This window comes from Sphingobacterium spiritivorum, assembly GCF_016724845.1.
GTDB lineage: Bacteria > Bacteroidota > Bacteroidia > Sphingobacteriales > Sphingobacteriaceae > Sphingobacterium > Sphingobacterium spiritivorum_A.
In genome coordinates, this window is record NZ_CP068082.1 from 2,402,785 (window position 1) to 2,424,772 (window position 21,988).

General features: G+C 38.6%; 23 protein-coding genes and 3 tRNA genes. 21 read left to right on the forward strand and 5 right to left on the reverse strand.

Annotated features, from left to right (window positions below; genetic code table 11):
- The first annotated feature begins 14 nt into the window (after positions 1–14).
- From I6J03_RS10085 to I6J03_RS10110, 6 genes are all read left to right on the forward strand, one after another.
- Positions 15–830, forward strand: a complete 816-nt coding sequence (locus I6J03_RS10085) for a purine-nucleoside phosphorylase (protein ID WP_198137151.1) — start codon at positions 15–17, stop codon at positions 828–830.
- Between the two features lie 62 nt (positions 831–892).
- Positions 893–2,884, forward strand: a complete 1,992-nt coding sequence (locus I6J03_RS10090) for a putative porin (RefSeq protein ID WP_003012857.1) — start codon at positions 893–895, stop codon at positions 2,882–2,884.
- A 275-nt stretch (positions 2,885–3,159) separates the two neighbouring features.
- Positions 3,160–3,234 (forward strand) — tRNA-Val (locus I6J03_RS10095).
- A gap of 16 nt (positions 3,235–3,250) precedes the next feature.
- Positions 3,251–3,325 (forward strand) — tRNA-Val (locus I6J03_RS10100).
- 41 nt (positions 3,326–3,366) lie between these two features.
- On the forward strand, positions 3,367–3,618 hold the full coding sequence (locus I6J03_RS22915) for a GIY-YIG nuclease family protein (RefSeq protein ID WP_003012856.1): 252 nt from the start codon (positions 3,367–3,369) through the stop codon (positions 3,616–3,618).
- Positions 3,609–3,678, forward strand: a tRNA-Phe gene (locus I6J03_RS10110). Before I6J03_RS22915 ends, I6J03_RS10110 begins: the two co-directional genes overlap by 10 nt.
- Positions 3,679–3,743: 65 nt before the next feature.
- Here I6J03_RS10110 and I6J03_RS10115 read toward each other — a convergent pair.
- The 3 genes from I6J03_RS10115 to I6J03_RS10125 all read right to left on the reverse strand — a co-directional run bounded on the left by I6J03_RS10115 (position 3,744) and on the right by I6J03_RS10125 (position 5,769).
- Positions 3,744–4,142, reverse strand: a complete 399-nt coding sequence (locus tag I6J03_RS10115; RefSeq protein ID WP_039990596.1) for a hypothetical protein — start codon at positions 4,140–4,142, stop codon at positions 3,744–3,746.
- A gap of 150 nt (positions 4,143–4,292) precedes the next feature.
- Positions 4,293–4,859: a porin family protein gene (locus I6J03_RS10120; RefSeq protein ID WP_003012852.1), complete on the reverse strand. Its 567-nt coding sequence runs from the start codon at positions 4,857–4,859 to the stop codon at positions 4,293–4,295.
- Between the two features lie 94 nt (positions 4,860–4,953).
- Complete coding sequence (locus I6J03_RS10125; RefSeq protein WP_232279870.1) at positions 4,954–5,769, reverse strand: lysophospholipid acyltransferase family protein; 816 nt, start codon at positions 5,767–5,769, stop codon at positions 4,954–4,956.
- Between the two features lie 266 nt (positions 5,770–6,035).
- Between I6J03_RS10125 and I6J03_RS10130 the strand changes: the two genes are divergently transcribed.
- The 3 genes from I6J03_RS10130 to I6J03_RS10140 all read left to right on the forward strand — a co-directional run bounded on the left by I6J03_RS10130 (position 6,036) and on the right by I6J03_RS10140 (position 9,248).
- The gene (locus I6J03_RS10130) at positions 6,036–6,590 is read left to right on the forward strand and encodes an RNA polymerase sigma-70 factor (protein ID WP_003000010.1); all 555 of its coding nucleotides are present in this window, start codon (positions 6,036–6,038) and stop codon (positions 6,588–6,590) included.
- Positions 6,587–7,549, forward strand: a complete 963-nt coding sequence (locus I6J03_RS10135; RefSeq protein ID WP_201694354.1) for a FecR family protein — start codon at positions 6,587–6,589, stop codon at positions 7,547–7,549. Before I6J03_RS10130 ends, I6J03_RS10135 begins: the two co-directional genes overlap by 4 nt.
- A gap of 70 nt (positions 7,550–7,619) precedes the next feature.
- A complete protein-coding gene (locus I6J03_RS10140; protein WP_201694355.1) occupies positions 7,620–9,248 on the forward strand; it encodes a peptidase associated/transthyretin-like domain-containing protein in 1,629 nt (542 codons plus the stop codon).
- Between the two features lie 64 nt (positions 9,249–9,312).
- Here I6J03_RS10140 and I6J03_RS10145 read toward each other — a convergent pair whose 3' ends face one another.
- Positions 9,313–10,047, reverse strand: a complete 735-nt coding sequence (locus tag I6J03_RS10145; protein ID WP_003012846.1) for a 3-keto-disaccharide hydrolase — start codon at positions 10,045–10,047, stop codon at positions 9,313–9,315.
- A 108-nt stretch (positions 10,048–10,155) separates the two neighbouring features.
- Here I6J03_RS10145 and I6J03_RS10150 point away from each other — a divergent pair, with 108 nt between their 5' ends.
- Positions 10,156–10,983: a UDP-2,3-diacylglucosamine diphosphatase gene (locus tag I6J03_RS10150; RefSeq protein WP_003012845.1), complete on the forward strand. Its 828-nt coding sequence runs from the start codon at positions 10,156–10,158 to the stop codon at positions 10,981–10,983.
- A gap of 4 nt (positions 10,984–10,987) precedes the next feature.
- Here the strand turns inward: I6J03_RS10150 and I6J03_RS10155 are convergent, their stop codons facing one another.
- Positions 10,988–11,200: an NADPH-dependent FMN reductase gene (locus I6J03_RS10155; protein WP_003012844.1), complete on the reverse strand. Its 213-nt coding sequence runs from the start codon at positions 11,198–11,200 to the stop codon at positions 10,988–10,990.
- Between the two features lie 271 nt (positions 11,201–11,471).
- On the opposite strand from I6J03_RS10155, the gene I6J03_RS10160 reads away from it, so the two are divergent.
- From I6J03_RS10160 to I6J03_RS10210, 11 genes are all read left to right on the forward strand, one after another.
- Complete coding sequence (locus I6J03_RS10160; RefSeq protein ID WP_201694356.1) at positions 11,472–12,737, forward strand: site-specific integrase; 1,266 nt, start codon at positions 11,472–11,474, stop codon at positions 12,735–12,737.
- Between the two features lie 671 nt (positions 12,738–13,408).
- Positions 13,409–13,801: a single-stranded DNA-binding protein gene (locus tag I6J03_RS10165; RefSeq protein ID WP_003012830.1), complete on the forward strand. Its 393-nt coding sequence runs from the start codon at positions 13,409–13,411 to the stop codon at positions 13,799–13,801.
- A 44-nt stretch (positions 13,802–13,845) separates the two neighbouring features.
- Positions 13,846–14,919, forward strand: a complete 1,074-nt coding sequence (locus I6J03_RS10170) for a DUF932 domain-containing protein (protein WP_003012828.1) — start codon at positions 13,846–13,848, stop codon at positions 14,917–14,919.
- Positions 14,920–15,177: 258 nt separating this feature from the next.
- A complete protein-coding gene (locus I6J03_RS10175) occupies positions 15,178–15,375 on the forward strand; it encodes a hypothetical protein (protein ID WP_003012824.1) in 198 nt (65 codons plus the stop codon).
- Between the two features lie 12 nt (positions 15,376–15,387).
- On the forward strand, positions 15,388–15,927 hold the full coding sequence (locus I6J03_RS10180) for a PRTRC system protein E (protein ID WP_003012822.1): 540 nt from the start codon (positions 15,388–15,390) through the stop codon (positions 15,925–15,927).
- Positions 15,928–15,945: 18 nt separating this feature from the next.
- On the forward strand, positions 15,946–16,164 hold the full coding sequence (locus I6J03_RS10185; protein ID WP_003012820.1) for a PRTRC system protein C: 219 nt from the start codon (positions 15,946–15,948) through the stop codon (positions 16,162–16,164).
- Positions 16,165–16,181: 17 nt separating this feature from the next.
- Positions 16,182–17,336 carry a hypothetical protein gene (locus tag I6J03_RS10190; RefSeq protein WP_003012818.1) on the forward strand — a complete coding sequence of 385 codons (1,155 nt, stop codon included), beginning with the start codon at positions 16,182–16,184 and terminating at the stop codon, positions 17,334–17,336.
- Between the two features lie 12 nt (positions 17,337–17,348).
- A complete protein-coding gene (locus tag I6J03_RS10195) occupies positions 17,349–18,062 on the forward strand; it encodes a PRTRC system protein B (RefSeq protein ID WP_003012816.1) in 714 nt (237 codons plus the stop codon).
- Complete coding sequence (locus tag I6J03_RS10200; RefSeq protein ID WP_003012815.1) at positions 18,062–18,868, forward strand: PRTRC system ThiF family protein; 807 nt, start codon at positions 18,062–18,064, stop codon at positions 18,866–18,868. The genes I6J03_RS10195 and I6J03_RS10200 overlap by 1 nt, the downstream gene beginning before the upstream one ends.
- A 317-nt stretch (positions 18,869–19,185) precedes the next feature.
- A complete protein-coding gene (locus I6J03_RS10205) occupies positions 19,186–21,138 on the forward strand; it encodes an AAA family ATPase (RefSeq protein WP_003012813.1) in 1,953 nt (650 codons plus the stop codon).
- The gene (locus I6J03_RS10210) at positions 21,135–21,983 is read left to right on the forward strand and encodes an HNH endonuclease (RefSeq protein WP_003012811.1); all 849 of its coding nucleotides are present in this window, start codon (positions 21,135–21,137) and stop codon (positions 21,981–21,983) included. Before I6J03_RS10205 ends, I6J03_RS10210 begins: the two co-directional genes overlap by 4 nt.
- Positions 21,984–21,988 lie beyond the last annotated feature (5 nt).

Consider the following 21,988-nt stretch of genomic DNA (forward strand, 5'->3'; position numbering starts at 1 on the left):
TTTTTTTTGCACACATGTATCAATCTATAGAAGAAACCGTATCATTTATCAAAAAACGAATAGGGGACTTTGTTCCCGAATTCGGTATTATCCTGGGAACAGGATTAGGAAAACTGGTCGATGAAATCGACGTCGAGTTTCAACTCATGTATTCGAATATCCCTAACTTTCCAATCTCTACTGTAGAGTTTCATTCCGGAAAACTCATCTTCGGAACTTTAAACGGCCGCAAGGTCGTAGCTATGCAGGGAAGGCTTCATTATTATGAGGGCTATAGTATGCGTGAAATTACTTTTCCAGTACGCATTATGAAAGTATTAGGCATACAAAAACTGTTCGTGTCCAATGCTTCTGGATCACTTAATCCGGAGATCAAAAAAGGAGATTTAGGAATTATAGATGATCATATCGATTTATTACCGGATAATCCTTTGCGTGGAGGAAATGAAAATGTATTCGGTCCGCGTTTCCCTGATATGAGCAGACCCTATGATCCTATGATGATCAGACAGGCTTTGGATATAGCTGACAAGCTGGATTTCAAGGCGCATAAAGTTGTGTACGTATCTACTCCCGGACCTAATCTTGAAACTCGTGCAGAATATCGTTATATGCGCATTATTGGCGGAGATATTGTCGGCATGAGTACCGTTCCGGAAGTAATTGTAGCAAATCATATGGGATTGCCTGTATTTGCTATTTCAGTAGTAACAGACGAAGGGTTTCATGAGGAACTTAAGCCCGTTTCACTTCAGGAGATTGTCGATGTGGCAGCCAAATGTGAACCCAAAATGACCGCAATTATGAAAGAATTAATTGCACTACAATAATTTTGTTTTTTAGCGTTATTTTTGAGGCAGGAAACAACAAAATAAATTTCGAAAGATTGTAGATGAGAATTTTACTCCGCGTTTTAGCATTAATATGCTGTGTAAGTTTGGGACTTGGGCAAGCGCACGCTCAAGAAGGGGAAGAGTGGAGTACTGCTCTGGACTCTGCACGGGCAAAAGAGGATAACAAAAAGGATTCGGTAGAGTTTACGGCAAGATATGTTCGCTATGCTACATTAGAGATGCTGAAACAAGCAACATATACCGTACAGATTGATACCTCACATCGAAATTTTCAGTATTTCAATAAACAAAATCTGCCATGGAATCCAAGTATAAACCTGGGGTCTTACGGACTCGCATCACGTGATCTTCTTTTCAATCCGAATAAGACCATTGGATTTCAGAGTGGATTTCATGCTATGGAGCGTTATTTACTGCGGCCCGACTCTATACAGTATTACAGAGCACGAGCCAGATATTCGGAGTTGTATGCTGTAGGATTTTTCTTTGATGATCAGGTTTTTAAGGCCAAAATTGCACAAAATATTACACCACATTGGAACATTGGTGCGGAATATCACGCCACGAATACAGATGGCTATTATAAAAACCAGAATTACAGTGATCGAAAAGCGGCTGTGTTCTCCTGGTATGAGTCTTCCAACCTACGGTACAATATGCTCGTCAATGCTGTCTTCAATTCCTTAGATGCCACTGAGAATGGTTCGGTAGTGAATAATAATATCTTTCAGGACACGACAGGGCAGGCTAAGTATACGTATGAAACAAAGTTGAGCGGACAAACAGCAAACCGACCCTATAATAAATGGAAAGATAATTCATTTTTTCTTCGGCAGTCTTATTACATCGGCCGGCTAGATACGATTAATGCAGGGACACCCGAAATGGAGATACATCCGACTAATGCTGTTTCTCACAACTCATCTATCCGGATGCAGAAATTTCTGTTTTTTAAGAATGAAGCCGATTCATACGATGCCTTCCCGGTAGGAGGAAGTGTACTTACACGAGATACGACTTCAATTACCAATATATCAAATGAATTTACGTATACTTTCTATTTAAGGCCTGGAGGAAAACTTAAGAATGAAGCCAAGCTCGACCTGGGATTCAAAAATGATCTCATCTGGTATTCAGGCTCAAAAGATACGCTTGGTAATGAGTTTTTTCAGAATAGCACGATCTGGGGTACAATAGGATATAAGTTTAGCGACAGGGTAAATTTTCAGGGAAGAGTGGATCAGATTATACTGGGGCGTAACTTTGGTGATTATCTGTATGAAGCAAAAGCAGATGTGCTGTTAAGTGAAAATGCCGGAAAGATCAGTTTGGGTGCCTATAGTCAAAATAAGTCTCCTGAGATGATATTTGACCGCTTAAACTATACATATCATAAATGGGATAATAACTTTGATAAAACAAAGACACAGAATCTGTCATTTGCTTATAAAAACAACAAATTAGGATTTACGGGTAAGGCAGAGTACTTCCTGATCAGCAATTACCTTTATTTTAAGGAAATAGACAATCCAAGTAACAATGCAGAGCTGGCAAGGCAAATCGAACCGGCACAATTTGGAAATCTGAATTTATTGAAAATATCCGTAGGCCAAAACTTTAAGTTTGGTAACTTCCATTTAAACAATTTGGTCGTGTATCAAAAATCCGATGCTGCCGGTATTTTAGCAATTCCTGAAATATACACATGGCATAGCTTTTATTATAATAATAAATTATATAAAGTGTTGGATTTTAATCTGGGAACGGATGTGAAATTCAATACGCCCTTCCGTACGCCTTCTTATTCGATCAATTCAGGACAGTTTTATAATGATAATGTGGGTATAGAGTTCTCTACGTATCCGATTGTCGATGTGTGGGCTACAGCTAATATAAAGAGGGTGAACTTATTTATCAGCTACAATTTCATCAACCAATTCGTTTACCCTAAAGGATATTATACAGTGAGAAGGTATCCGATGAATGAAGCAAATCTTCGGTTCGGTGTGAGTTGGAAATTCTATGATTAATCAGAAGAATTTATGTGGTTGTTTTTGAGTGAATTGTAATTTAATGGTTAAAAATATATTACAAATTGTTTTGTAAATCGAAATAATCGCCTATATTTGCACACGCAATCAGAAAGAACGATTGTGTTTTTGAGATAATCAAAAAACAACAGAGAGAATAAAATCTGTTAAAAATACAAGGAGAATTAGCTCAGCTGGTTCAGAGCATTCCGATACAGATCGGAAGAGTCACTGGTCAGAAAGCGTAGGCGGTATGAAATCCGTTAAAAATACAAGGAGAATTAGCTCAGCTGGTTCAGAGCATCTGCCTTACAAGCAGAGGGTCACTGGTTCGAACCCAGTATTCTCCACACTAAAGTAAAAAAAGGAGGCTTAGCTCAGCTGGTTCAGAGCATCTGCCTTACAAGCAGAGGGTCACTGGTTCGAACCCAGTAGCCTCCACTAAAGCATCCGCGAGGATGCTTTTTTATTATCACCTAATTATGTATTTTCTATACATTCTATATTCAGTCCAAGCAGACGGTTATTATATTGGTGTGACGCATGATCCTGAAGGTCGTTTGCGTCGACATAATTCACGTTATAAAAAGGGTTTTACCGGAAGATTTACGGATTGGTGTATTGTCCATCAGGAGTGTTATGAAACGAAGAATGAAGCATTAATTCGTGAACGTCAGCTTAAATCCTGGAAAAGCCGTTTAAAAATAGAGGAGCTTATTAACAAGTCGGACTAGCTGGTTCAGATCATTCCGATAAAATCGGAAGGGTCACTGGTTCGAACCCAGTAGCCTCCACTAAAGCATCCGCGAGGATGCTTTAGTGTTATCATCTAATTATGGATTAATTATATCTGTAAATATCAGATAACACCTCTGATATCTTCACTTAGATATACTTTAATTATAAGAAGGTTTTTTTTGCTTTTCTCAGGATGAAGTGGCAAAGGCATTTTTCCCTTTTTATTGATTCTTATACTTCGAGGTAATGAATCGCGGTCGAATAGAAGCAATTTGTAGTTGCTGGAGCTATCTATAACAATACCTGGTAGATTTTTTACATCCGCAATAGCAATCTTATCTTTGGTTTTGATATCAAAGAGATTGATTGCAATCGCTACTTTGTTCTTTGCAATTTCTTCGCTTTGAACATGTTTCATATTATACTTTCCCGATAGACCTAGTTTCACTGTTGTAGAGCAGCCTACGAGGGAAGATGTAAAGATGATGGCTATTAATGTTATTAATACTCCTGTGCGCATTTTTATAGATTCTAGTTTTTTAACCTTAAGTTAGTGATTGTTTTTAGATTACATATTTAGTATCTCACAAATCCAACTGATATCGATTTTCCGCAAACAGAAAAGGCATCCCTCGCGGATGCCTGATTACTAAAATAGAGGGGAAAGGAATTAGAATTTGTATCCTACTGACAAGCCATAAGTTTCATTTCGGGCACCCAGATCTTTATTTCTTTTATTCAGGCCGTAATTGAATCTCAGGTCAAAGGTGAATTTTTCAACATCAGCCCCTACGTTTATCAATGCATCATAGGAAAGTTGTTTGAAAGATGTGGTAGCAGTTGCCTTCACTTTTTTCAGATCATAGTTAAGTTGAGGTCCTGCAGATACGCGTAAGTTCAGATCATCTTTTTCAAGGACTTTATATCCCACCTGTAAAGGCAGATTTGCCTGATAGAATTTTGGAGTGTATACTTTGCTGTCGTACGTATATTTTGCATTAAACATGGAGAAATTCAGTTCCGGTTGAAAGTATAGTTTTTCAGTTGTGCGGGCAAATACTCCTATATGGGCACCTATTTTTCCGGCTTCATCTTTAATTGATTTATTTCCGTATGAAAAGCTGCTGTACTGTGCACCCGCTTTGATACCATATTCAATTTTTTGAGCATGTGCAGTTAGAGTGAGCCCCAAAGTAAGTGCTAATAGTGTGAATCCTGTTTTTAAGTTCTTGTTCATCTTTTTTTGATTTTAGTAGATAATGAAATTTTTATTGTTGTTTAGGAATAAGACAGAGTAATTGCATTATACCCTTGTCGCATTTTAATTTTTTTTATTTCCATCTCCGGTGTGACCATAACCAATAGGAAGGTGCCTTTATAATGCTGTCTTCCAGTTTCCGGGTATAGTTTTGAGTTATTTCACCTGCTGAGGTCTGGCTTGCGGATTCACAGATCAGATCTAAACGCAGCGTCCAGTTGTAATCACCTGCGGGAGAGAATTCCCCGTATACTACATATGCATTTAAAGTCTTTGCAATTTTTTCTGCTCCGCTAAAGGCATAGGTTTGCTGGTTCAGAAAAGTAACAGGATAGCCATTCTCAGATCCGGGATATTGATCAGCAAGAAATACTGTGATATGTGGGGAATTCTTTTCCTTTAATAATGTTCGTAATGCCTGTGAAGAAGGAATAAGCCGCAGTCCTTCACGTGTTCTTGATTTTTGTGCAAGGCGATCAAAATGATTGCTTTTTAAAGGTTTGTAAAGTGCTTGTACAGGTTTGTTTAAGAGACCTGGCAGACGATTCAGAAGTTCCCAGTTTCCATAGTGACCCATCAGAATAATAATATGTCTTTTTTCCCGGTATGCTGTATCGAATAGCTGTGCATTTTTTACATGAACTGTGGATGAGCGAAATATGCCGGATAATTGCTCAATGATAATTCGGGCCAGTACACAATAGAAATCATGTACGTGATGCACAATCGAAGTATAAGACATGTCCGGAAAGGCTCGTGAGAAGTTTTGAATGACGACATTATATCGGTAACGAAATATCCGGCCAATCATAAATCCCATAATGCGGTATATGCTGTTCATATGTTGAGGACTACGATTCGTTTTATTGTTCTGTTTCTGCGCTTTCATGTATTGCATTGATAAGGATATACAGCATCCATAGAAAAGAAATAAAAATTAATCCGCCGAGAATAAAAGAGTAGATGAGGAGCCCCATGTTTAACATTGTTTTTTAATAGTTTTGACAATTGGTTTGGCTTTTACCCTTAAAAAGATTAGAAAAGTATTGGTAGAAACGACAAAAGGAAAAAAATGCAGAAAAGGATGAGGGTAAATGATTTTTGAGTTGTCTTAGCTATAAATTGAAGAATAAATAACGTATTTAAATTATTTCGATGTTAGCAGGTATTGAACATATTCCGCTTCAAAAGGAACACAAGTTTGAAATGATCTTCCGAGAACATTTCAAGGATCTCCATCGGTATGCATTTCGTTTTCTGGAGGATTCAGCTATTGCAGAAGAGGTAGTACAGCAGGTATTTATGAGGCTTTGGGAGCGCGATTGGGAGACAGATATCCATACTTCCTTAAAAGCCTATCTCTATCGGGCAGTGTATCATGAAAGTCTCAATACACTTAAGCGCGAGCAATTAAAAAGAAGGTATCAGGAATACCAGTTGCTGCATGAAAAAGATACAGAATATATGGATCAGGGAGATTCGGAGTTAAAGAAACAATTGCATCAGGCACTGTTGCAGCTGCCAGAGAAAAGCAGAGCCGTTTTTGAAATGAGCAGGTTTCAGGATTTAAAGTATAAGGAGATTGCAGATCTGCTAAACTTATCCATCAAGACAGTAGAAGGCCATATGAGCAAGGCGTTACGCCATCTGCGTGTGCATCTGGTAGATTATTTAACCTTTTTAATCATCTCTTTACTATTTGGGTTATGAAAGACGTGTTAGTGACAAAATATATTGTAGGAGATGCTTCTCCGGAAGAGGTTCTTGTTGTAGAACAATGGATCTCCAGTAATCATGAAAATGAAAAAGTGTATCAACAAATGAAGAAAGCCTGGGAACTGAGTAAGCAAACAACTGTTCCGGAAGATATCGATATCGATCAGGTCTGGGCAGATTTTGTGCGGAAAAAGAATGAACGGGAAGAAGCGCAGGTCAAATACGAAAAACCTTCACGTGTCCTTCCGGTTAAATGGATGATCGCAGCTGTCACCTTGTTGTGTTTGGGTATTTCTCTTTACTTCTTTGCTGCGCAGTCTGCAGTGGACAAACAATTACAATCTTTTGCAGATGTTCGAAGAGATCAGCTCCCTGACGGAAGTGTGGTCACATTAAATAAATATTCGGAGATAGCCTATTCTGAGTCTTGGTTAAGTAAAAACAGATCAGTGAAACTTACATCCGGAGAAGTATTTTTTGAAGTGAAAAGAGATGAAAAGCATCCATTTGTAATCGATGCGGGTAAAACTAAAATTACTGTTCTGGGAACCAGTTTTCACGTAAGACGTGGTAATGGCGAAACAGAAGTAATTGTTGCCTCCGGCTCTGTAAGTGTACGCAGTGCAGATCAGGAGGTCATCTTAAAGCCGCTGCAATCTGTTTTGATTAGCGATACGCTGAAAAATAAGCTTAGGGTAGATACCGTTCCCGATCAATTGTATCGCTACTATGTACATCAGGAGTTTGTATTTGAGAATACACCATTGCCAAGGGTACTTGAAATACTGAATAAGGCCTACGATCAGCATCTGGTATTGAGCAATCCGAAGCAGAGGCAGCTTTTGCTTACCGCAACATTTGAACAGCAGCCGCTATCTGAAATTATCAAAGTAATCCTGGAGACCTTTGATCTGAAAATTGAGAAAAAGGGGAATCAGTACCATATCAAATAAAATCATGTCTAAAAACAACCTAATATACTTGTCAAAAATGCTGTTTTGTTCACTTTTTGTTGCATTGTGTATGTGTACATACGCTGGTGCACAGGAAAAATTAGCACAGCAGATCAGAATGCAGGCATTCAAAAATACATCAATACGTGAAATCTTTGAACAGATTAAATCATCGAATCAAATTCTTTTCTCTTATAACAGTCCGCTAATCAATCAAGACAGCATCGTCAATGTGCCGGCGTACAGTGGTGTGCTGGTCGGTTATCTCGAAAATCTGTTGGGAGATCAGTTCAGTTTTAAAGAAACCATGTCTCACGTCATCATTGCCTATTCTCCTCAAAAGATGGATGTAGATGTTCATATCCCCGCTCAGATAAATAACAGGGTTATGATAACGGGCTATATAAAAGATATCCGTACCAATAAAGCTATTCAATATGCAAGCATCTATGATAAGAATGCATTTGTATCTACACTAACGGATAAAAACGGGTATTTCGAGCTTGATATCAAGAAGCCTGAACAGTTGGTTGCTATATCAATGAGTAAAGAAAACTACAGGGATACATCCATTATTCTTTTGTTGCCCATAGAAGCTACCAAATTAGCAAAAAAAGGTAAGCTGGGGTACTATTCCGATTACAACAAAGAAAAGGGAATATTTACTACCTATCTGGGTAACTTGTTTTCTAACTCTTCCCGCAGGCTCCAGAGTCTCAATCTGGGAGGTGTATTTGCATATAGCCCCTTTCAGGTGTCGATGACACCCGGACTGAGCACACATGGTTTTTTTGAATCTCAGGTTGTCAATAAGTTTTCTCTGAACGTATTGGGGGGGTATACTGCCGGAGTGGATGGTTTTGAGATCGGTGGGGCATTAAATATCAATCAATACAATATGCGTGGTACACAGATCGGAGGTCTTGTTAATGTCGTGGGTGGAAATGTGAAAGGGTTACAAATGGCCGGTGCAGGGAATGTGGTGGTTAACGACCTCTCAGGAGTCCAGATGGGAGGGTTGTGGAATAAGGTAGACACCGTAAAGTCAGGATTGCAGCTTGCAGGGGCACTCAATATTGCCAATTCTTCACAGGGAAGCCAGATTGGCGGACTTGTCAATGTATCGAGATCAGAAGTGAAGAATCAATTGGCAGGAGCCGTTAATGTGGCAAAAAAAGTAAAAGGCGTACAGATAGCCGGTTTGGTTAATATTGCGGATAGTAGTGACTATCCGATTGGTCTTTTTAACTTGATAAAAAACGGGTATAAAGAATTGTCTGTCAGTGCGGACGAAAGCAAGTTAGTAAGCCTTAATTTCAGGTCAGGAGGACGTATGCTGTACAGTCTTATCAGTGCAGGTTATTATTGGGACGATCCGGATCTCCGGTATGCTTTAGAATTCGGAATAGGAGCAAATATGATCCGTAATAAAAATTTCTCTCTGGCCACCGAGCTGATCAGCAGAACGAGCTATGATAAAGATTTCAAGAATGACTATTTCAGAGCGGGTCTACGGGTAATCCCAAGATTTCATCTGTCAAAACATCTGGCTATATATGCTGCGCCTTCTTTCCATTATTCGGAGCATGTAGTTCCTGATGTGGATAAAGAGCCGGTTAAATGGAAATTTTTCGGATCAGACAAAAAAGCTGATACCTTCCATGGAGGCGCTTCAGTGGGTCTTGTGTTTAAGTGGTAATCCGAATGAAGAATATTTACAGATCAGGAGTATCATTCACTACCCCTGATCTGTATAATAAATTTTATATCTCCCGTATTTTAATATTGCGGAAAGCTACAGAATCCGTATGGTTCTGAAAAGCAATTTTGCCTTCTGTAGTCTTAGCAAAATCGGGATGTACCTTCAGATTACTTTGTTGCACTTTTGCTTTCCAGGCAGGTCCACTCAGATCTTCTTCTGCAGTAAGGACACCGTTCAGGTAAAAGCTTACTTTACCGTCCTTCTGAACAATTCTTGACGAATTCCACTCCCCGAAAGGCTTTGGTTTGGATTGATTACCAATACAGCTTACATCATAGATACAGCCCGCCCAGTGTGTGCTGTCTTTTTGGTGCCGGGGCTCAGCATTTGCATTGTCCAGAAGTTGCATTTCCACTCCGGTCGCAAATGTTGCGCTATACTTCGGGGCTTCCTGCACATTGATAAATACTCCACTGTTACCTCCTTTGGCAATACTCCAGTCAAATGCTAATTCAAAGTTTTTATAACTTTTATCCGTTGTAAGGTCTCCGAATATACCATCCTTCTTATGAGGTGAGCAGGCCAGGACTCCGTTATTCACGATCCATTTTGAATCTTTTGCTGCGCTATTAAAAATATGCCACCCTTCGGTATTCTCTCCGTTAAAAAGAAATTGCCATCCTGCCTTTTGTTCAGCATCAGTAAGGGATTTAGAAGTAGAGTTGGAATTTGAACAGCTTTGGAAGACAATAAATAGCAATGTAATAAAAAGGAGATGTTTGTTGATAAAGTACATATATATAATTGTTGGTTTTTGGTAAAGATATAAAAATTATAATTTCTTAATTGTCTGAAAATGATTAGTTAATATAGTTTTATCTTTTTTGTAAAAACCAATCTGCATATGAAGCGAGAAGTCGATTTAGTCATTCTGTCTGATGTCCATCTGGGTACATATGGATGCAGAGCTCAGGAGCTTTTGCAGTATCTGAGGTCTATAAAACCACGTAAACTTATCCTGAATGGTGATATCGTAGATATCTGGCAATTCAAAAAAAGCTACTTCCCTGATTCACATTTACTGGTTATCAAATATATTTTTGAACTCGCCTGTCAGGATACCGAAGTCATTTATATCACAGGCAACCATGATGAGATGCTTCGCAAATTTGCAAATGTGCATTTCGGAAATATTCTCCTCACCAATAAAATAATTCTCAATCTTGGAGGTAAGCTGGCCTGGATCTTTCACGGAGATGTATTTGATGCATCCGTTCATCATGCCAAGTGGTTAGCAAAATTGGGCGGATGGGGATACGATAAACTTATTCAGCTCAATAATCTGGTGAATTGGGTACTGAGTAAAATGGGAAGAGAGAAATACTCATTTTCAAAAAAAATCAAAAACAGTGTCAAGAAAGCGGTGAAATATATCAATGATTTTGAGGAAACCGCTTCAGAGCTGGCCATAGAACAAAATTACGATTATGTTATCTGCGGACATATCCATCAGCCACAGATCCGGACGGTCAAAACAAAGAAGGGAGAGACGATCTACCTCAATTCAGGAGATTGGGTCGAAAACCTCACTGCATTGGAATATCATGAAGGCGAATGGGAAATGTTTGTATATGAAAACAGTAAAGACCTCTTGGGTAAATACCCGACTCCTGAAGTTTCATTTAAAACCTCTGTAGATCAGCTGTTGGAAAATATTCTGAAATCCAGATAAGGGATTAGAATTGAATAATTTCGTGGATTTGTTCCTGTACAAATTTTACAGTTGTTGGTTGAAATAACTGTTGTTCTTCATTCAGTTCAGACTGAATATGCGGGACATGAATTTTGAGTGGTAATACATGCATGCGGAGGTAGTTGCATACTCCTGTAAAATGATCCACTCCTCTGATGTTGCCATATTTTCCGCTGGAGACACCGACTAAAGCCACTTTTTTGTTGAAAAAATATTAGGAGAAAGCAAAAATAAGCAAAACGGTTAAGACCGTTCATATACAGTGGTTTATAAAACGTGAGGAAAAATTTGGAAGTAGGTGTCCGACAAGTTTTGGGCTTAAAATGACAAGGTTAGGTTACTAAATCGTTACTGAATACAACTAACCGAATGATGATATAACAACCTATATTTCAGTTATTTGCACCGATTTTCGTATTCCCTTGTAACTCAATGAAAGTTAATTTTAAACGTTAAACATTTGAGTTATGGAACAAGAGAAAAGATCCACGTTCAAACTGCTTTTCTACCTGAAGAAAAATGAACCGAAGAAGAACGGGAACGTCCCTGTTATGGGGCGTATCACTATTGACGGAACACCAAAATCCTTTAGTACCAAACTGGACATCAACCCCAATAATTGGGATTTAAAACACGGAAGGGTTTTGGGCAAAAGTGCGCAGGCGCTGAGTACCAATCTTAAATTGGACAATATACGGGTGCGTATCAATAAGATTTACGATGATATGCTCAAAGATGAAGGCTTTGCAACTGCACAAAAAGTAAAGCTATCATTTTTGGGAGTTGGTGTAATGGATGATGCCATCCTTAAAGTATTCAAGGACCAGAATGAGGATTTTGAAAGAATGGTCAGCAAGGGCAAACGTTCTCAAAACACCTACAATAAATACAAGACCGTTTACAATCATCTGTCCGAATTTATCAGGGAACGCTATCACAGGGAGGATATGGCGTTTCGGGAACTTACCTCAGACTTTATTCGGGAGTTCGATTTCTTTCTCCGCATAGATAAGGAGTGTACACATAACACAGTTTGGGTTTATACCATGCCGGTTATTGCTTTGGCAGAACTGGCAATTAAAAAAGGCTTGATTAGACAAAACCCTTTTGAAGATTATGAAATCAGCATGGAAGAAACTGATCGTAGCTATCTTTTGAAGAAGGATGTAGAAAAGTTAATGCTTCTAAAACCGTCCAAGCCCAAATACGAACTTGTAAAAGACCTCTTTATTTTCAGTTGCTTTACAGGGCTTTCTTATGTTGATATTCAAAAGCTGAAATGGAGCAACATACAGTCCTTTTTTGATGGCCACCAATGGATCATTTGCAGAAGAAAAAAATCAGACGTTGCTTCAAACGTCCGCCTATTGGAAATTCCGAAGCGTATTATTGAGAAATACAGGGGCGTTACACGCAATGAGTATGTTTTTCCGGTTCCTTCCAATGCAACCTGCAATAGTCATGTAAAGAAATTGATAGAGGACGCGGAAATTATTACAGAACAGAAAGTAACTTTCCATACTGCACGTCACACATTTGCTACCATGTTCGTGACCGAAGGTGTACCACTTGAAAGCCTTAGCAAAATGATGGGGCATAAAAATATTTCCACCACACAGATTTATGCAAAGATCACAAGTCAGAAAATCAGTAAGGACATGGATTTAGTATCACATAAATTCGCCGAAATGGAAGCTGCATTTATTGAAATGGAAGAAGAGGTTCTTGTGTAAAATTATTATTTACTTACAAATCGAAGCAGGATTAAGTCCTGCTTTTTTTATGCCCATACTTAATCCTTAAAGCACATTTATTTCTCCGGCACACTCTCTGCCATAAAAGAGCTTTGACAGGATGTATTGATAAACCATACAAAAAATCTTCCCCTCTGCTGCTCAACTACATTTTTAGTATCGTTTACGTGGCTTCCCAGGCCACGATAATTTGAAAAAATAAAAGGTCTTTAAAAATTTCTGTTACAACTGAATACAGATTTTGTAATCACACAGAACCGTTTCCTAATGCCTTTTCCACCTGCTTCCACATAGTTTTTATTCAAGAGCCGGTATGCCGCTTTTGTTCCATTTCAAGAGCAAAGGTATGATCGTGTTCTTAACCCAGGAACAAGGTCTTGCCCTTGGGTTTGCCAAAAAATCTCCACCCATGCGGGTCGTATTTGTTTGGCAAAACCTTGTTCCTGCTAAACACTAACCTTTTATGCTCGTGAAACGAAACAAAGCATACTCCGGCTCTTTAGACGAATAAAAAAAATGTCAGTAATGGAAAAATACAGCATTGGAAACGGTAACAGAGTGAAACGAAACTTCAGCACCTCCTCTCATTACCGAATAAATCTAAAAAAATCAAATCAGAACAAATTTCATAACGCAAAAAAGTAGAAAACATGAACATCACAGGAAGACTGACAAGGGATGCGGAAGTACGCACAACGTCACAGGACAAACAAGTAGTAAACTTTTCGATAGCGACCAATGACAGCTACCGTAACAAACAGGGCGAACGCATAGAGCAAACAACCTACTTCGACTGCTCATACTGGATAAGCCCCAACGTAGCGAAGATACTCACCAAAGGCACATTGGTAGAGCTGACAGGCAGGGTAAGTGCAAGGGCGTGGACTGGCAATGACGGAGAAGCACACGCAGGGCTGAATTTCCATACCTCAAACATCAAACTGCACGGAGGTGGCAAGAAATCAGAAACCGTACAGGCTACCCCACAAACAGGAAGCAACACTACAACAGGGCAAGGCACAGAGGACGACCTCCCATTTTAACAAAGAGCATTAAATCATTTTTCAACATCAAAATTTTAAGCATCATGGCACATAATATCAATTTCAACGAGAGAACAGGACGTTATTCATTCTTTAGCGTACAACAAAAAGCATGGCACGGTTTAGGGCAAATCGTGGAGCAATACCCGACAAGCGAGGAAGCTATCAAATACGCAGGGTTAGATTATGAGGTAGTAAAATCCCCACTGTTTACCAAAGGTTCGGGCATAATCGAAACAGCTAACGGCATAGAGATAGGCAGTAGCGAATTGGAAGTACCCAACTATTTCGCCAACATACGCACCGATAACAATGCTGTATTGGGTGTGGTGGGCAAAGACTATCACATTGTACAAAACCGTGAAGCCTTCAATTTCTTTGACGCCATTGTTGGTGGTGGCGAGGGTATTCTGTACGAAACCGCAGGAGCATTAGGCAACGGAGAACGCATATTCATCACCGCAAAACTTCCTGACTATATCCGTGTAGGCAATGGCGATGACGTGACAGCAAAATATATCTTCCTCACGACTTCGCACGATGGTAGCGGAAGCATTACCGCAGCATTTACACCTATCAGGATTGTATGCCAAAATACCCTTAACGCTTCGCTTCGCAACATGAGCAATGTTGTACGCATCAAGCACACTTCGGGAGCAAAACAACGTTTGGAAAACGCTCACAAGGTTATGGGCTTGGCAAACACCCTAAGCAAACAGTTAGAAGGCATTTTCAATGAGTGGACTAAGGTAAAAGTAACGGACAGGGAAGTAAGAAAGTTAATCCAATTGGCACTTTGCCCGAATAAGGAAACGCTTGACCTACTCAAAAAAGGTGCAGAGGATGAAGTTTCTACGCTGTTCAAAAATACCGTAGAGGATGCCTTTGCATACGCAATGATAAGCGATACACAGCAAATGGACACCACTAAAGGCACATTGTTCGGGGCTTACAACGCTGTTACAGGCTACTATCAGAATGTACGCAACTATAAGAATGATGAAGCCAAGTTGCAAAGTATTGTAATGGGCGGCACTGCACAGTTAAAGACCCAAAAGGCTTTTGAACTATGCACCTCCTTTGCAACAGACGGAGCAGAAATTCTAAACCTTAATTAAATAACTAAAGGCTACCGCCTTAAACGGTGGTAGCCTACTAAAAATATGGTGATGAAATCAAAATCAATAGACGAAGCGAAAAGTATGGCTAAATATAAAAGCCTTGAAACTGTGCATAAGGATGAAGCCATATACATCATTTATTGCAGTAGAAGCGAGTATTTCTATGTAGATACGGACAGCTTAATACGGCTTTGGGAACGGCTGATAGGCTACTATGAAAATGGGGTTTATACCACTGAAAAATAACCTCATAATATGATGCAAGTAACAGATTTGAACGGTTGCCCTATTGAGGTAACCAACCTTAGTGAAGCCATAAAAATGGCGAGGCAATATAAAGAATACCGACATGAGGATAAAAGTTTCTCCGAGTTTGACAAACGGCAAAAAGCCTACTGGACGGATATGTACGAGAAACTGACAGCAATCAAAAAAAGATTAGACGACAATTAAAATTTAAGAACAATGAACGCAAATTTTTTCAATCAGATAGCACAGTTGGATTTTACAGGTAATCTGCAACTGACCATAGCAAAAGGCAATGACAGTAACCTTATTGTATCGGTTTTGCTCAATAACGAAGGGTGCGGAGATAACGCTAAAAACCTAATCCCCCCTTTGACCTTTAACGCCACTCCGCAGGAGTTTGACGAGGGATTTTTTGAGCAGATAACCACGCCTATACAAAAGGCTTCGGGCTTAATGGTGGATATGGAAGCATTTATGAAACAATTGGAGGAAGCCAAAAAAAATTCCGCAATGGAGAAAGAGAAAGCCGATAAGCAGAAGAAAGAGCAGGAAGCCAAAGACAAAAAATTCAAAGATGGAATGGCAAAGGCTGAAGAACTGGAGAAAGAGGGCAAGTTCCGTGATGCGTGGATGAAAGTACCCGATATAACAGAGTTTCCCGAAAAAGCAGACGAGATACGCAAACGCAAGGGCGAACTATCCGCAAAATTTTCAACACCGAGCCTTTTCGGAGCAGAACAGGAACAGATTGTTTAACGCCAAAATTCAGAAACCATGTTATTAGCAACGCAATTAGAAAGAGTATTTATACTTAACGATAAAGGACAGCAAATAAAACTGACCGACCCCGAACCAAAATGGAGCGTGGAAGCCGTGATGAATTTCTATGCAAATTCTTACCCTATATTGACCACCGCAGAAGTATCTGCCCCTGTTATCCGTGACGATACAGTACAGTACCGATTTGAGAGTGTAATGGGAACTAAAGGTTAAACCAAAAAGCAAAAACGATGAACTATGCAACGCAACATCATATCGGGTACTATCAAAACCCCACAGCAACCCAAACAGCGGACTTTGCACAGACAGTTGGGCGAGTTCGCAGACTGGATGCAAAGACCAAAGGACGCAAACGAGATACGGAAAGACAAATTGAAAGCCGTACCGATAGCCATGCTACCAATGGTTTTCTAAGATGTTCATTCCTCCCGAAACTGCAAGAAGCGGAAACGGCACAGGCTTGTAAGAAATCTGAAAAAACGGAAAGGGATTTTTACCAGTCCCTTTCCAAACTTGCAGGACATTACGGCATACAACCTATGCAGTCCAGGCAATACGGCTATCCCTACAATATCGCTTTGGCTTTGGATGATACAGAAGAACAGTTAAGGAAAAAGTTTCGTGATTGGGAAGAAATACGTTTGATACAGGATAGTAAGAAAACGTATTTCGTAAGCGAGGAACGGTACAGTACAGGTGCAACCCTGTATTATATTCCTATAGTGCCATTGTACCGACTATCCAAGAACCCTAACCGTAAGCAAGCCGTACAGCTATTGCAGTCCGTGTGTGCCTACCTGTACCACATTGCAGATGTTCCTTATTATCGGCAGGAAAGCAGTTACCTGTATTGGATGTATGAAATGGTAACGGAGTGGATTGTATGCGATGATGAGAACGAGGACACGCCAACCTATTTAAACGAGATTAGGCAAGCAGAACAGATAGGCGAACGTATGGAGCAGAAGATTTACAACGGGCAGAATTTGAGCCGATTTAAAGAGCGTTTAATTGCTTTTAAAATCAAAGACAGCTTTGACCAAGATTGTTACAAACTGGCAAGCGAAGCCTTTGCCCTGTATGGACAATTCCCGACTGCCACCATAAACCGAAATGCCCTGCCAAACGGAGAAGCTAACGAGGAAGATATGGAAAATAGTATAGGGATGGAAAAGTATGTTTCCTTTTGTGCCGATGCAAAAGGCATTTTATTTCAAACACTTTTCGACAGCGTTAACACCGAGTTGCAGGAATACGGACAGATGGAAGAACCCACCATTGTGAAACGGTTTGATGGTAGTGACATTACCGCCAATACCCTTGAATTTGAAAACCGTGTTTTCGCCTTAATTGAGGAATTGATATACATACTGAATAACTATTAGATACAGCAAGCGATGAAAGATATAACACAAGACTTTGGAACACTTTACCACCCCTTATCGGCTTTGGTTTTCTACCAGACCAAAGGAAGTAGTAAAACCACCTATGTAGAGCATTTTGATATGGATAAGAACGGTAATCCTATCAACGCCCATCCTTTGACCGAACGGGAAGCCAAAGTATTGGCAAAAGCACTTAATACGGAAAAGGAAAAGAGCAAGGCATTTTTAAAATCTAACGGCATTATGCCTACCAACGTCCTGCACATTAATCCGAGTGAAAACGGTACGGTGCTTTGGTACACCAAAGCAAGAAAAACCAAAATGTACTTTACGGAAAGTCTTGAAATACCAAACGGCACGGCAGAAGTACCTGCAATGCTTTGGTATGCAAGCAAACAGAGCCTTGTTGTTTTCGCCCTCGATAAAGACCGCAGACCTACCGAGAAAACCGCATTGTTTCACGCTCCGTTTTTCAACGTGTACGAGGATGGACACGTATGTATGGGTAATGTAAATGTGAACATCAAAAATTCGGCTTCGATGGAAGAATTTATACAGGCGTGGGAAAGCTATTTTTTTAACAGCTATTTCAGCCACTTGGTAAACGATCACAACCCCATAAAAGGGAATTGTATGAGCCTTTGGAAAGACCTTATCAGCACAGACAAAACCTTTCCTAAAGAGGTATTGAAAAAGACAAACAAGACCATAAAAACGATATTGTAATGAACACAGAAATTTTAAAAGTCCATTTTACGGACAGCTATCTGATAAATCCCACTAATCCGATAACGGTAAACGTAATCGGTGCAGGTGGCACAGGCTCAAAAGTAATGACCGCTTTGCTTGAAATGAACCACAGCCTAATCGAGTTAGGACACGCAGGATTATTTGTACGTCTTTGGGACGACGATATTATTACCCAAGCCAATTTAGGCAGACAGCGTTTCGCTGAATGTGAGGTCGGGTTGTACAAGTCCGTTGCCATTATCAACCGCATCAATCGTTGGGCAGGTACGAACTGGAAAGCCGAAGCAAGGAAATTTGAAAAAGACAGTAAGGAAAGGTTGCCCGAAAACACAGGAGCAAGTATTTATATTTCTTGTGTGGACAGCGTAAAAGCAAGGTTTGAGATTGCGGACATATTAAACGGATTGAACAACGGCAAAGCTTATTCCAACCGCCCACGCTATTGGCTGGACTTTGGCAACAGCCAACATACAGGACAGGTTATATTATCTACAATAGGAACGATACAGCAACCCAAGTCCGAGAAATACGAAACGGTGGCAAGCCTGCCAATGATTACGGATGAATTTGGCGAGTTGCTCAAACAATCCGAACTGGAAGATGATACGCCAAGCTGTTCCCTTGCTGAAGCGTTGGAAAAGCAGGATTTGTTTATCAATTCATCTTTGGTGCAGATGGGTTGCTCCCTGTTATGGGGTTTGTTCCGTAACGGATTGACACCATACAGGGGATTTTTTCACAACCTGAAGGATTTCCGTACCCACCCTATAAAAGTCGCCTGATTGGAAAATCGGGCGGCAAAAAGACACTCCCTCCCGATGGTCGGGGCAGTCTTTTTGCATCAAAGCGGTGCAACCCCTTTGCCAAAATAGGATACCCACGCACCATTCCTTCCGACACATTTTACCAAACAGGTTGCGGCATTATTTGAGGGATATTCATTATCCCTTTCGTTGTTTTAGGGAGCTTCTTTTCTTACCACATTGGCGACCTAAGAAAAGAAGCAAAAGAACGCCGCTTGCTTGATAAAAATCATTTGTCGAAGGACACGCTTAATTTTTTAAATTTGATGTTCAACTACATCATTGATAAGAGTTAAATGAAAAATCAGCTAAAAATTATTGCAGTAAACATTCTTGAAGAATGTGTAGATCATATTAAAAAGAATTTAAAAACAAATAATCCTTACCCATTCTATAACGATTATGAGTTGGTGAAAATTGAAAAATCAGAGAAGTTACAAATTGTAAAAAAAGAAAATGAAAAATTAAATTATGATTTTTTCAATATTAACAAATCAAAAGCACCAGCAATAAGTATTAGTGCGATTGTTGGTAAAAATGGCAGTGGAAAAAGCGCATTGATTGATATAGTTCTAAGACTAATAAATAATATATCCTACAAAATACTTTCTGATAAAGTAGATGCCGATCTTATGTTTGTTGAGGGGGTTTTTGCTCAATTGTATTTCTCAATTGGAGATCAATATTACCTACTGCAACAGCAAGGTGAAAGTATTATTTTATATCACTTCTCTTCAGGAAAATGGAACAATGTGAGGGATGCTAAAAAAGTCTTGGGGGAACACTTTTTCTATACAATTGTAATGAACTACTCGTTACATGCTTTCAACACACTGGAATACAAAGAAGAATGGGATAAAGTAAAAAAAGACTGTTGGCTTCGTGGAATTTTTCATAAAAATGACGGCTACCAAACGCCAGTTGTTTTAAATCCAATGCGTACAAATGGTAATATCAACATTTCCAGAGAAAATGCTTTAGCTAATGACAGATTAATTTCCCTGCTTTTCAATGAAAAAAAACAGCGTAATGCACTATTTACAGAAATTAACGAGAAAAATTCTGTCGAGTCAATTACTATTACTCTAGAAAGAAAAAAAATAGATGAAAAATGGGGCAAAATTATAGACAATTGGAAAAAAGCTGGCAATAGGATAGAAAATGATTTTTTTGATGGATTGAGGGATAAAATTATTAATCTATGGAAGCACAAATATCAATTTAAAACAACAAAAAAAGAAGATGAAGAATATGATGCGGCTTTACTTTATCTTGTATACAAGACTATTAAGGTATCACAATACGATGCATTCGATAATTTCGCTCCATTATCCCCCTTGTATTCAGAAGATTGGACTAAAAAAACAGATGAGGAACTTAAAAATTTAATTGAAGAAATTGATAAAGATAAAAGTCACCTAACTTTCAGAATAAAACAAGTATTAGCTTTCCTTGAATTAAGACATATTTCAGCAAAGAATTATTCTATTGATGAATTTGCCAAATCTATTGATGGCATACACAATCTTAGAAAATGGAGATATATCGATCTTATCCCCCCTCATTGTTTTGAAACCGATATACAATTGAAAGAAAAAAATAGTAACAAGATGGCTTACTCTTTTTCTAAACTTAGTTCAGGGGAAAAACAGTTAGTGTATACTACTAGCTCTATCCTGTATCATATAAGAAATCTCAATTCAATTGAAGGTAATTTGCGTAGGGTTAAATACAATCATATAAACATTATTTTAGACGAAATAGAGCTATATTTTCATCCTGAGTTTCAAAGGCAATTTGTTAATAATCTTATACTTAACATCCAAAATATGGAGTTTCATATTGCTAGCATAAATATTCAAATGGCAACACATTCTCCATTTATTTTGTCTGACATTCCAAAAAAGAATGTCTTGTTTTTGGAATATGGAAGCAACATTGTTGATGAGATGCAAGAAGATACTTTTGGAGCAAACATTCACACTCTTTTACAGCATGGTTTTTTTCTAAATGGTGTTCCAATCGGTGATTTTGCTAAACAGAAAATCAACCAAATGTTTGCAAGGCTTCATAAGGGAGAATGTTCGGATGAATTATTTAATGAAATACTGTTGGTAGGTGAACCATTTATAAAAAGTCAATTATTGAAAAAGTATAATGAATTAAAACCAGTAGAATATTCAGATTTAAAAGATGAACTTCGAAAACTTCGTGCTGAACTGAATGAATTAAAGAATAGCAACCAATGATAAAAATCAATCGTAGTAATTTAGCAATTATAGCAGGCAATTATTTAAAAGAATTGAAAAAGAAAAGGTTCAATAAAAAGAAGAATAATGTTCTACAAAATTTCTGGGTAAACAACAAAGATAGAATCATCAAATCAAATGATTTAAATAGTATTATTCAAGAATTTCAAGCTTTAAATCAAGATGGTTTCGATGACTTTAAAAAATATATGATAGGACAATATGAAGAGATATTTTATAATCAAAAAATAGGTAAATGGTTATCTAAACAACTTGATATAAAAACTTGTCCATACTGCAATCGACAATACACTTTTACAATAGAAAAAGGAACTAAAACTATTCGTCCTGAGTTTGATCATTTTCATTCAAAATCAGAATTTCCTTATTTAGCTCTTTCATTTTACAATTTAATCCCTTCTTGTTCTATTTGTAATCATACAAAACTTGATGATTTAATAGATACAAGTCCTTATAACGAGGGATTTGAAGATAACTTTAAGTTTAGAGTTAAAACCAAAACTGGCGAAGAAGAATCATTGGATTGGGCCTTAGAGGAAAACATTGAAATTGATTTTTCAGACACTAATCTAAATATTGGAGCATTTGCTCTAAAGGAACTATATAATGAACATATTGATTATGTGAAAGAAATAATAGACAAAGCACAAGCTTATAATCATAGTTATTATACTTCACTAATCGATTCCTACAAGGGGCTCGGAAAACAAGAGGCCGATATTGATCGGTTTATTTGGGGAAATTATCTTGAAAATGCAGAACATGAAAGACGTCCCTTATCGAAACTCACTAGGGATATATTACAGCAGTTAAAGATAAAATAAAAATA